The sequence below is a fragment of the Lysinibacillus sp. FSL L8-0126 genome (genome assembly GCF_038630385.1).
Taxonomy (GTDB): domain Bacteria; phylum Bacillota; class Bacilli; order Bacillales_A; family Planococcaceae; genus Lysinibacillus; species Lysinibacillus fusiformis_D.
In genome coordinates this window covers 4,297,617-4,309,471 of record NZ_CP152028.1, presented here as the reverse complement: position 1 = coordinate 4,309,471, position 11,855 = coordinate 4,297,617, and the positions used below count along the sequence as shown (strand labels likewise).

The following is an 11,855-nucleotide window of genomic DNA, read 5'->3' as shown; positions in this document are numbered from 1 at the left end:
AAACCGCCATCTACCTTTTTGATTGCCAATGGGCAGGTCGTTTCAGATAGGAAGGCAATTTAGTAGAGCGGTCACCTTGTGCGGCGTTCATTTGCATTTGTGTTAAAAACAGACTTGTCGAAAGGTCAGCTCCACGTAAATCAGCCCCGATGAAGTCTACTGCTTGTAAATTAGCATCTTGAAGATTGGCTGCGATTAAATAGCTACCCCTTAGATCAGTCGCTCGTAAATCCTTGCCTTTTAAATTTTTGCCCATCCAATCCGCTCCACGCTGATTCAAATGTCGCGTGATTTTGCCTTTCAGCCTCTGTTGACGAATTTGTTCGCTTGTTTGTAGTAATAGCGCATTGACAGGCATACGAATAGCCATCATATCGAGTGCTAATAAGGCATCGGCATCAAGTGATTTTGCTTGTTGTAGCTGCTCCAATTGCGTTAGAAGCTGCTCATCAAGCGGCTGTTCACCTGATAGGATAAGGCCTCAGCTACATAAGCAAGCATTTCGTAAAGCTGTTCCATGATTGGGAAAACCCGAAACAACTTGTCAGCATGCTCACGGGATTGTCGCCAATCTTGTCCATGAAACGTGACCTGTGACACTTGCTGCCCAGCACCCAAGCAATCAAAAACCGTACAGCCTTTAAAGCCTGTGTCTTGTAGCTTGCTATGGATATGACAGCTATAGTCATCCTGTAAATTAGGGCATGGGGAGCCAGCTGGTTTATTGATGGCAAAGTCACTGGAAGCAACGATATTTAAAGCGGTACAGCATAAGCCGAAACAGCTTTGGCAATCCGCCTGTAAGCTTTCACGGATTTTTTGCCAACAGAGGTAGCTCTTTTTGTCTGATGTGACATCCTCATTGTCCTCTCTTACCTCATTCATATAGTTAATAGTTTATTATTAAAGACAGACTAGCAGTTAAAATAAGGATAAAACTGTATTTTGAAAGATCGTAGGGGATATGGTATTCTTCTTCAAAAGAGTTGTGAAGAAAAGTGGTGGTGAAGCATGGGGTAACGGTCAATGAATTATTACAATTGCCATCCTTTCGGGGGGCAGAGGTGCTAACAGGTCGAAATAATTTACATCGTACGGTATCTTCCTTATCTGTATTAGAGGTATCCAATGTTGATTTTTATTCTAAAATTATTAATCGTGTGCAAGAGGAATGGTATGCAGAAGAGATTGTCATTAGCTCTTTTTACTCCATACGAGATAGTGTGGAGCAGCAATGCGAAACGATTCAGCATTTACATGATTTAGGAGAGCTTGGTCTTATTTTATATTATGTCGGTATTGTCTTGCCCGATATTCCAAAGGAAGTGCTTGACTTAGCGGAGGCGCAAGGATTTATTATCATTTGTATGCCAAGAAATGATTATTCACTGCGTTATAACGAGGTAATTTATGAGGTAATGGAGGCAATTGTTAGCAATCAAGGTGTGAATGATCATTTTGTGAAAGAAACGTTGGAAAAGGTATCCTTACTGCCAGAGCATTTAAGAAGTGTTGAAATTACGCTGAAAATGCTCTCAGATCGTTTGAAAGCCAATATTGTGCTCACAAATAATCATTTTGATATTGTGAATCAAGTGATGTGGCCACGAAATTCATCATTAGATGTAGCCAACGTTATTGAAGAATGCTCGCAGGCCAACTTCCAGCACGAAACAGGAAAGCTAGAGCTAGAAAGAAGTGATGTCTCCTGTGTCGTTGACTATAAAAGAGTGCATCAGAAAAATGGCGAGCCCCTCTTTTTATTCTTAATTAAAGAAAATACAAAACTGCCTGCCAAAACGATTGAAAAAGTAAGTGAGGTTGTGCAAGTAGCCATTAATTTATGGGGGGACAAGCATGATGAGGTAAGTGAGTATGCCTTAGTGAAAGCCATTATTAATGATGAAAGTGAAAAAATGAGAAGATTAGCGAATCTCCTTCATATAGATGTTTCCGCCATTCAAATGATGTGGCTCGTCTACATGCATGATTTAGCGGACGAAAAAAGAATTCGCGATGAATTAGAAGAGCAGCTGTCCAAGTATTACCAAACAAGAGTGATACAATGCATTGATCATTGTATAATTGTGTTACTAGGGAATTGTTTGTATAAACATCATGAATTTGAAATTGCCACTGAATTTAACGATACTACAAGCTATACTGCTCAAATAGCGGAAATTGTTTATGCGCCCAAAATGAGAAATACAAAGTCTGTTCGTCAAATGTATCAATTGGTCAATCAGGTGGGGGACAAGGCCCATACCATTTATCCAATGCAAAAGCTGTTTACGGCAGCGGAAGTACGCTCCATGAAAAGGGCGATGGATGTCAGTATACAGGGAGAAGAAATGATTGAAGAGTATTTGTCTGTCATTGAACCTATCTTGCGCGATCATGATTCCTTACAGACCTTAATTACCTTTTTATTAGACGCAAATGCTAGTGTGGAGCGCTGTGCAGAGCTACTTTATATTCATAAAAATACAGTGAAATATCGCATTAAAAAAATTAGTGAGTTGATTGGCACAGATGTCACAGTATACGCAGAATTTTACGATGTGTATATGGCTTGTATGCTGTATCGATTAATTAATGATTGATTAGAATAATCTGAAATTTTGTCATTTTGAACAAAATTTCAGATTATTTTTTTCATTTACGCAAAAGACGTGAAACCACCCTTTCTTTTATAATGAAGAACATTAACCAATCAAGCAATAACAAGGAGGGAGTCATATGCAAAACGAAAACAAAGGTCAATCATGGTATAGCTTAGGCATTATTTGGGCGGGTGCCATGATTTGTATTCCCAGTTTATTAGTAGGTAACGCACTCATAACAAATATGAGTCTATCAAAGGCACTTGCTGTCGCTTTTGTAGGCTACGCGATTGTCGTATTCATTATGATTTTACAAGGAATGCAAAGCAGTGATTTAGGAAAACCAACTGTTCATGTGGCAGGGCAAGTGTTTGGTAAAAAAGGCTCTCGTACTATTTTGTCCATTATTTTAGCCATTGCTTGCTTAGGCTGGTTTGGTATTCAGGCCAATGTTTGTGGCGTTGCCTTAGCGAATTTACTAGCAATCTATCATTTGAATATACCTATTCCGCTTGCTTCATTGATAAGTGGTATGGTGATGGTCGTATCCGCTCTTTATGGAATGAAAGTGTTACGTGTATTAAGCTATATCGCCGTACCATTACTTGTCATCATTTGCCTTTACGGTTTAGGGCAAACATTAACGGGCGATCAGCTACAGCTTATTCGAGACTATCAGCCACAGGGGAATATGAACTTTATGGATGGTTTAGCTGTAACGATTGGATCTTTTGCTTTAGGGGCTGTCATAGCGGGAGATTATTCGCAATTTTCCAAAAAACGTTCAGATGTAGTCAAGGCCGCTGCATTGGGCATTATTCCAGCTGGTGTACTAATGATTGCAGTAGGAGCCATCTTAACGATTGCCTATCAGACAAGTGATATTACAGCTGTCTTTCTGCATATCGCAACACCGTTTATTGGCGGGGTTGGCTTGATTTTAGCGACATGGAAAACGAATTTGGTCAATGCCATTTCTGGCGGTATCGCTTTAATTAATGTGTTCGATGTTGCCAAAAACAAAGAGCGCTTAGCGATTGGGGTTGCAGGAACAATTGGCACAATTTTAGCGGTAGTTGGGATATTAAATTATTTTACACCTATTATGTCGATCTTATCGGCCATGATTCCACCTGTTGCAGGGGTGATGATTGCCTCCTATTGGGTGATTCATAAAGGCAAAGCAGATAGCTGGCATGAGGTGGAAGGGGTCAATCGATTAGGCGTATTTTCTTGGTTAGTAGGGGCTATGATTGCCTGTATGCCAGTGGTATTCTCTTTATTCCCTGAGTTGCCATCACTGCCAAATCAACCGATGATTGGCATTATTATTTCATTCGTTATTTATTATCTTGGGTATCGTCTATCCATACAAAAAACGGTCATACTGGAGGAACATAGATGAGATATTTAGATCAAGCAGCTATTGAACATATTGCCATTGGTGCAGCATTTCTAGGAACAGGTGGAGGCGGAGATCCATACATTGGGAAACTTATGGCGCTTTCTGCCATCGAAAAAAATGGGCCTGTGAAGTTGTATTCGGTGGATGAAATTGGGGATGATGACTTTTTCATTCCAGCAGCGATGATGGGTGCACCTTCCGTGTTAGTAGAAAAATTTCCACGTGGGGATGAATTTGTCAAGGTATTCCAAAAGCTTGCTCAATATTTAGGAAAAGAAAAAATTGCAGGCACTTATCCAATGGAAGCGGGCGGCGTCAATTCGATGATTCCGATTGTAGTAGCTGCACAGCTTGGATTACCGCTGATTGATTGCGACGGGATGGGTCGTGCATTCCCGGAATTACAAATGGTGACCTTTAACCTAGATGGAATTTCGGCAACCCCAATGGCGATTACAGATGAAAAAGGGAATATTGGTATTTTTGAAACGATTGATAATAAATGGACAGAGCGTCTCGCACGAACTGCAACGGTAGAGATGGGCGCTAGTTCTCTAGTGAGCCTGTATCCTACGACCGGTGTACAAATTAAGAAAAGTGGTGTGCATCATATTGTGACGCTTTCTGAAAAAATCGGTGAAATTATTGCCTCTAAAGATCAAGAGGTGAACGATAAGCTAGAAAATCTTTTAACGCTTGTAGAGGGCTATGAGCTATTCCAAGGAAAAATAGTAGATGTTATTCGTGAAACAAATGGTGGCTTTAATCTAGGTAAAATGAATCTTGAAGGGATTGATTCCTATAAAAACGATCAAATGAAGGTTCATTTCCAAAATGAAAACTTATTAGCAGAGAAAAACGAGCAGGTTGTTGCGATGACGCCAGACTTAATTTGTTTGGTGGATTATGAAACATTATTGCCTGTTACAACAGAAAGCTTAAAATATGGTAAACGTGTGCGTGTGATTGGCTTACCAGCACATGAAAAGTGGCGTACAGCAAAAGGCATTGAAACAGCAGGACCAAGATACTTTGGCTATGATTATGATTACATGCCAATTGAGGAAATGGTGAAAAAGGAGGTAGCAAAACATGTATAAAATTGGAATTGATGTGGGCGGAACAAATACGGATGCCATCCTTTTAGACCATAATAGTCAACTTATTTACAGTGTGAAATCACCAACAAGCTTAGATATTAAAACGGGTATTGAAAAGTCCTTGCAACAATTACTCAAGGGTGCAAATATTGATAAAGCAAAAATAACACATGCAATGTTAGGGACAACCCAATGTACAAATGCCATTGTTGAACGTAAAAAGCTAGCAAAAGTCGGTGTTATTCGGTTAGGCTATCCAGCAACGGCATCAGTACTTCCTTATACAGCTTGGCCAGCGGATATGATCGATCAATTGTCGGGTCATTATGCGATTGCACATGGTGGCTATGAATACGATGGTCAATTATTAAGTGCTCTTAATCAAGAAGAAATTAAAAAACTATTAGAGGAATGGCACGACCAAGTAGAATCGATTGCAATTGTTGGTGTCTTTTCTTCTATTAAAAATGATCAAGAATTACAGGTTCGTGAATGGATTCAAGAGGTCTATGGCGAGGAATTTCCTATTTCCTGCTCCTCATTAATTGGTTCTGTCGGGCTAATTGAACGTGAAAATGCAACGATCCTCAATGCGGCATTATGTAAGGTCATTGAGACAACAACACAGGGCTTTGTCCAGGCGCTTCAAACGGAAGGTATTTTTAATGTAGACGTTTATTTATGTCAGAATGACGGTACGTTAATGTCCATCGATTATGCAAAACAATTCCCAATTTTAACGATTGCTTGTGGGCCAACAAACAGTATTCGTGGAGCGTCGTATTTATCCCAAATTCAAAATACAATGGTGCTGGACGTTGGGGGAACGACTTCAGATATAGGCGTATTACAGGATGGATTCCCACGGGAATCTTCAGTTGCTGTGGAAGTAGGAGACATTCGGACAAACTTTAGGATGCCAGATATTATTTCAGTTGGTCTTGGCGGTGGTAGTATTGTTCGTGTGAACGGTGACAAAATTACAGTTGGACCAGATAGTGTAGGCTATCAAATTAGTGAGGAGGCACTTGTCTTTGGTGGCTCGACTTTAACAACAACGGATATCGCTGTCCGTCTAGGCTTAGCAGAAGTAGGCGACCCCACTTTAGTCGCACATATAGATGAAGCATTTGCCAAAGCCGTTCAAGAAGAAATTTCTTCTTTACTGGAGCAGGCCATTGATAAGATGAAAACCTCCTCAGAGGATGTGTCACTGGTCTTAGTAGGCGGTGGGGGTATTATCGTGCCAGAGCAGATTCGAGGCGTTTCCACTATTGTGAAAAATGAATATGGTGGTGTGGCGAATGCCATCGGTGCCTCTATTGCGCAAATTAGTGGTCAATATGAGCAAATTTATATTTATGCCAAGGAACCTCGCGAGGAATCATTAAAGGATGCCCAAAGTAAAGCGGTGAAACAAGCAGTATTAGCAGGAGCCATTCAGGAGACGATTGAGCTGGTAGAAGTAGAAGAAACACCACTAGCCTATCATCCAGAAAATGCAACAAGATTAAAGGTAAAAGTAGTAGGGAAAATGGTCTAACACATAAAGGAAGAGTCCTAGTCAAACAGGGCTCTTCCTTTTGCTAATGGATCAAACGAATGAATCTCTGCATAGGGTCTGATGTCAGTATCATTTTTGCGCCTATATGGATTGAACCATATACCCTTGATCTTTGCATGCTGACAGCCGCCGATATCCTTTTCTAAGTCATCTCCAACGAATAATGCATTTTCTGGTTGCACTTGAAGCTTGTTTAAGGCAAGTTCAAAAATGCGCTTGTCAGGCTTGCTGTAGCCCACTTCCTCAGAAATAATGAGGAGATTGAAACAGCTAGTTAAATGAGTGTGCATGATTTTTGCTTTTTGTCTCTGAGCCGACCCGTTTGTGATAATGCCAACTTGTACATGCTTTTTGATAGAATGGATAATATTCAACGTATTTTGATTGATAGAAAAACAACAAGGGAACTGTCGATTCCAAAAGTCTTCGATTCAGTAATGTATCGTCTAAATCAAATAGCATCGCTTTCAACTAGCTGTGAATTTGTAAAAATTTATTAAAAATCATTTCAGCTTCGTAGATTTCTGAAAGTGAAATAGTTTTTTGAAGTTGCTATAAAGATTGTGAAGAAAGATATTGAAACGAACCAAAGCAGATTTGCTGAATAAGGTTACACAAAAGTTTTTAAACTTTCCCTCTAAAATTTTCAAGATATTGTTAGGCAGTAAATAAATGTCTCAAGTTGTAACCTCCAAAATATAATATTGTAAAAAATATGGAATAATGGTATATTCAAATAGTAATGGGTTTTTTATGCAAATGAGAGGTGAATATATTTCCTTTATAATGAGGAAAATTCCATTACATTAAGATATTTAATTTACTATTTTCTCAAAAGTTGTATCCTTTACTCATTCTAGAGATTGAAAATTTACCGAGTTATAGTTGAATTAAGTGGAAAAACTATTAGTTGGAGGGAGAAGTTAAGATGAAAAAAAATAGCAAAGTAATAGCGGGAGTACTTTCCTTGGGTCTTTTAACAACTGGCGTGTTAAACGTACAAGCTCTTACAGAGCCCCGTAACATCAATGCGTCTGTTCCTGGTTTAAATCAATCATCAGCTGATGGATATCAACAGAAATCTATCTCAGATAAGGATGGATATTTATTTATTGATTCTATCTCTAACGAGAGTAAACTAGATGCAAGAGCAGAGACGGCAAAACTTACAAATACGGGTCCTTGGGTACGTTTATCTCATGTTAATAAGGGCTATCTATTAGAAAATTCAATTAAAAAAGATAAATATATACAAGCAAGATTCAGTTCTGATGTAACATCATTTTTACCTATCACCGTTACTGGAACATTCCAAGGTAACTAATTCACGGATTTTGTCAACCTGTTTAAACAGATTTAAAGACCATGAGGATTTTAAATCCACATGGTCTTTGTTAATAAGTAAACTTTATTTTTTATTTTACTCCTTTCATTAATTACTATTTAATCTATCTTTTTTAGAGTTGATACTATTAATTAGGGAAACTAGAATTTTGTAAAGTTACCGTTATTTTAGATGTTTGTTATTTTAAGTCGAAGAATAGGAGAGAGAGATGTTAAAACAACAAATAGGGGTTGAATTTAAGCAAATACTTACGTTTAATAGAGTTCTAACTTGGTTTCTTATTATTATTTTACCCGTATGGATACAATATTTAATAATCCATGAAGGCTATTCCTTCACTGACAATATTGATCTCTATGGGCGTTTGCTCAATGGTATTGGAGCAATGATTTTTCCAATTTTAGTATTATTCGTTTTTGCAGATACAATCATTCATGAGAGAAATAATAATTATTTAACATATACCAAAATAAGAATAGATTTTAATATCTATTTGAACGCTAAAATCATAGTAAATGCACTTCTTTCATTTGGGGTTTCATTTTTGTATGCGTTTTTACCATTCCTCTTTGCTCAATATATAAACCCCCAATTTGCATTCATCACTAATATTGGAGATAGTGGGAATATGCCTGGTACGGTAACATTCGATCAACTCTTAGTTTACGGACCTTTTATGTATGGATTTATATACTCCCTCTGGGTAGGTATCAATGGAGTTTTATATGCTACTTTACCTTTAATCTTATGCTTGATCTTAGATAATTCCTTTGTTGCTTTATCGATACCATTTGTATGGTATCAAGCAATGAGCTTTGTTTCTGCTGTGTTAGGTATTTCGAAGTTTGCACCATTATATACAGTTTTTCCGTACTCTATAATGCAACAAGACTTATGGACTGTATTTGTACCATTTATGTTTTTATTAATAATTGTGATTGTGAGTTATGTATATCTTAAGAGAAGGAATTCGACAGAATGGTTATTTTGAGAAGTCTTATCAATGAGTTGCTGCAGTTAAGGTGGAATGTGTTGGGTTTTGTTATTTTTATTTATTGTTTTGGAATAAGAAGAACAATTATTGAAAGTTATGCACCTGTTAATGCTTGGGATCTACTAATAATATTATTAAGTGATGTTAACTTAATTATTTATTTCGTTTTACCATTCCTCTTATATTTCTATGTAACTTTTTTAGTAAAAGACTTTGAATATCATATATTGATCAGATTAGGCTCATATAAAAAGTGGGTACTCATCGCTTCTAAGAAAATTTTATTGTATTTAGCTTTGACGATTATAGTTTGGCTATTAGTTGCATTCATCATGAGTATAGGGCTTCCCTTTGCAAGTGAATGGAGTTCTGGAAGTAAATTATTTGAACCTACTGCCATTATGAGACAGTATTTTGATCTCCCTCTTCTTGCTCTTTTATATCAAATAGTTATGTTCGTTATTACGACATTTATTATTTTAATGTCGGTTACTACTATATATGTCTTTCTTCAGTCATGGAGATGGATAAGCTTTGTTGTTACGGTTCTATATATATTTTCTTTTGTATCCTGGAAACTTTTCCCTGAGTATTTAGCGAAATTGTCTTTATCAAACTATGTTGTTATGTTCCAAACATTAAATCTTTGGAATAACACATTAACGATCCCTTTAATAGCAATTGTTTCTCTTGGATTAATCTATTTAGCCGTGCAATTTAAAGATGGAAAACAAATAGTCAGCTTTACTTCTTTTCAGACGGGCATAGTAGTATACCTTTTTGTATTAGTATTAGGAACTTACTTTATGGCAGATACCCGAAGTAATACTGTAATTGATCTATTTCTCCTTAATTTTTTCGGTACATCATCTGAGGGTTATACTTTTTTGTCGTATTTGTATTACATAGTAATTTTCTTCGGCTTTTTATATTTGGCACAAATCTATTTAGCAAGTGAGTTTTCTGAGTTGAGCTACTACAAAATTATTCGCTACAACTCTATGTTTAAATGGATGGGCGAATGGTTGCGTAATATTTTATTAATGGCAATATTGTATTTGTTTTTTATATTTATATTGACTTTAACAGTGGCATATTTTAAGGGCATTGAATTTTCCTTTCGAGTGACAGTAGTGGAAGATATGAAATTTACTTCTTTGCTATATCACTTTTTTATCAATGGCTTTCTACAAATAAGCATTTACATTCTGCTGTCGATTACATTACAAATAGTTTCAAAGAGCAGTTCAACCAATTTGGTTACTATAGGCATCTTTATCGCATTATTATTCCCTGGTTATAAATACATTCCAGTGGGTTTAAATGGGTACAGCCATTTGATATATGGCACATCACCAATGATCGTATCATTGTATTTGATCCTTATAGTATTAGTTGAAGGGGTATGTATATTTTATTTACTTAACAAAAAATATATATTTGAGGGAGTATGACTATATATGAGCCTTATTGAAGTAAGAAATGTAAAAAAGTCCTATAAGGGCTTAACTATATTTCAAGATATAGATTTAACTATTGAAAAGGGGAAAATATATGGAATTGTAGGTCCTAACGGTTCTGGGAAATCTGTATTATTTAAGTTGATTTGTGGATTTGTTAGACCCGATCATGGTGAAATAGTAATCAGGGGAGAATATTTACATAAGGATATAACTTTTCCTAAGAACTTTGGAGTCATAATTGATAGGCCAGGATATTTAGGAAATAAAACGGGTTTTGAAAATCTAAAATCTCTGGCTATGATACAGAATAAAATTGATGATGAGCAAATCATTAAAACAATGGAATTAGTTGGACTTCAGCCCACAGCTGAACAGAAAGTACGGAAGTATTCACTAGGCATGAAGCAAAAGCTAGCTTTAGCACAAGCATTTATGGAAAATCAAGAAGTATTAATATTAGATGAACCATTTAATGCTTTAGATTTTGAAAGTGTAGAAAACTTACGTAGCCTCTTACTTAATTATAAAAAGGAAGGGAAAACAATTATTATGACCAGTCATAATCAAGAGGATATCGATCTTCTTTGTGATGAAGTTTATAGAATAAATAAATTTAAGTTAGAGAAGTTATAAAAGTAATATTATTAACAATTTAACTCAGAAGCTATAATTAGAAGGATCAACTTCTAAAAGCTATAAGTGAATAGAGGATCTTTCTCAAATAGCAATTGATTATAAGTGTCCAAAACATGATGAAGATTTTTACAGACTATGGTATTTTAATAAATTGAAGAAGCATTAGAAGCTCATTTAATTGATTAAATATTCTTATAAAAATTCCATACTTAGTTAGAAAGATTAACTCCATTTTGATCATTTTTTTCAAAATGGAGTTTTTGCATTTGCTGATAAATAAAGGATGAAGGAAATTTTTAAATCAAAAGCAATACTAGCTCCATATCCTTTCTTATTACTCATTAAGAGTGCTTCGCTTATGCTTTTCAGTAATAATTTTCTTATTGAGGATTTGCACCTTATCTACCATAAGCAAGCGCATATCTTCCACAATATACTTTGCTAGCTCTTCGTCCGATATATCATCTCCATTAAGATCAAGACGGAATTCCTGCCCTTGTATGCCACCTCCATTTGTAAACTCAATTTCAAAGTCAAAGACAACTCTTTTCTCCATTCATATACCACCTTATCTCTTAGAATGCTATCAATATATTCTGTTTTTCACATGCGAATACCTTCTTTCGAGAAGCAGCGTTTTGAAAAGAAGTGTTTCTGCATGCACAAATGAGCCCCGTTCATTCAATCAAATATTCATTCATATTGCAAAAGAATAAAGGAATGGAAGGCTTTTTAAAAGGACAGA

At 36.3% G+C, this 11,855-nt stretch carries 9 protein-coding genes and 2 pseudogenes; 8 read left to right on the top strand and 3 right to left on the bottom strand.

Annotated features, from left to right (window positions below):
* Nucleotides 1-10: 10 nt before the first annotated feature.
* Nucleotides 11-857 (bottom strand): annotated as a pseudogene (locus MHI34_RS20955) (pentapeptide repeat-containing protein).
* A 141-nt stretch (nt 858-998) separates the two neighbouring features.
* On the opposite strand from MHI34_RS20955, the gene MHI34_RS20950 reads away from it, so the two are divergent.
* From MHI34_RS20950 to MHI34_RS20935, 4 genes are all read left to right on the top strand, one after another.
* Complete coding sequence (locus MHI34_RS20950; RefSeq protein WP_036117176.1) at nt 999-2,603, top strand: PucR family transcriptional regulator; 1,605 nt, start codon at nt 999-1,001, stop codon at nt 2,601-2,603.
* Nucleotides 2,604-2,739: 136 nt separating this feature from the next.
* Entirely contained in the window at nt 2,740-4,008 is a 1,269-nt protein-coding gene (locus MHI34_RS20945) for a cytosine permease (protein WP_342503927.1), read from the top strand.
* Nucleotides 4,005-5,108 carry a DUF917 domain-containing protein gene (locus MHI34_RS20940; protein WP_342503926.1) on the top strand — a complete coding sequence of 368 codons (1,104 nt, stop codon included), beginning with the start codon at nt 4,005-4,007 and terminating at the stop codon, nt 5,106-5,108. The genes MHI34_RS20945 and MHI34_RS20940 overlap by 4 nt, the downstream gene beginning before the upstream one ends.
* The gene (locus tag MHI34_RS20935; protein WP_342503925.1) at nt 5,101-6,651 is read left to right on the top strand and encodes a hydantoinase/oxoprolinase family protein; all 1,551 of its coding nucleotides are present in this window, start codon (nt 5,101-5,103) and stop codon (nt 6,649-6,651) included. Before MHI34_RS20940 ends, MHI34_RS20935 begins: the two co-directional genes overlap by 8 nt.
* Before the next feature lie 17 nt (nt 6,652-6,668).
* On the opposite strand, the pseudogene MHI34_RS20930 reads toward MHI34_RS20935, so the two are convergent.
* A pseudogene (locus MHI34_RS20930) lies at nt 6,669-7,103 on the bottom strand (HAD-IA family hydrolase); the annotation flags it as partial.
* Nucleotides 7,104-7,600: 497 nt separating this feature from the next.
* On the opposite strand from MHI34_RS20930, the gene MHI34_RS20925 reads away from it, so the two are divergent.
* From MHI34_RS20925 to MHI34_RS20910, 4 genes are all read left to right on the top strand, one after another.
* Entirely contained in the window at nt 7,601-7,996 is a 396-nt protein-coding gene (locus MHI34_RS20925; protein ID WP_051891561.1) for a hypothetical protein, read from the top strand.
* Between the two features lie 229 nt (nt 7,997-8,225).
* Nucleotides 8,226-9,008, top strand: a complete 783-nt coding sequence (locus tag MHI34_RS20920; RefSeq protein ID WP_036117185.1) for a hypothetical protein — start codon at nt 8,226-8,228, stop codon at nt 9,006-9,008.
* A gap of 41 nt (nt 9,009-9,049) precedes the next feature.
* Nucleotides 9,050-10,465, top strand: a complete 1,416-nt coding sequence (locus tag MHI34_RS20915; protein WP_342503924.1) for a hypothetical protein — start codon at nt 9,050-9,052, stop codon at nt 10,463-10,465.
* A gap of 6 nt (nt 10,466-10,471) precedes the next feature.
* Nucleotides 10,472-11,107 (top strand): ATP-binding cassette domain-containing protein, encoded by a 636-nt coding sequence (locus tag MHI34_RS20910; RefSeq protein ID WP_089932440.1) that lies wholly within the window; start codon nt 10,472-10,474, stop codon nt 11,105-11,107.
* Nucleotides 11,108-11,444: 337 nt separating this feature from the next.
* Here MHI34_RS20910 and MHI34_RS20905 read toward each other — a convergent pair whose 3' ends face one another.
* The gene (locus MHI34_RS20905) at nt 11,445-11,666 is read right to left on the bottom strand and encodes a hypothetical protein (RefSeq protein ID WP_036117191.1); all 222 of its coding nucleotides are present in this window, start codon (nt 11,664-11,666) and stop codon (nt 11,445-11,447) included.
* Nucleotides 11,667-11,855 lie beyond the last annotated feature (189 nt).

Excerpts from the sequence above, each read along its gene's own strand:
- MHI34_RS20945 (WP_342503927.1), top strand. The coding sequence starts at position 2,740 with ATGCAAAACGAAAACAAAGGTCAATCATGGTATAGCTTAGGCATTATT.
- MHI34_RS20940 (WP_342503926.1), top strand. The coding sequence starts at position 4,005 with ATGAGATATTTAGATCAAGCAGCTATTGAACATATTGCCATTGGTGCA.
- MHI34_RS20935 (WP_342503925.1), top strand. The coding sequence starts at position 5,101 with ATGTATAAAATTGGAATTGATGTGGGCGGAACAAATACGGATGCCATC.
- MHI34_RS20925 (WP_051891561.1), top strand. The coding sequence starts at position 7,601 with ATGAAAAAAAATAGCAAAGTAATAGCGGGAGTACTTTCCTTGGGTCTT.
- MHI34_RS20920 (WP_036117185.1), top strand. The coding sequence starts at position 8,226 with ATGTTAAAACAACAAATAGGGGTTGAATTTAAGCAAATACTTACGTTT.
- MHI34_RS20910 (WP_089932440.1), top strand. The coding sequence starts at position 10,472 with ATGAGCCTTATTGAAGTAAGAAATGTAAAAAAGTCCTATAAGGGCTTA.
- MHI34_RS20905 (WP_036117191.1), bottom strand. The coding sequence starts at position 11,666 with ATGGAGAAAAGAGTTGTCTTTGACTTTGAAATTGAGTTTACAAATGGA.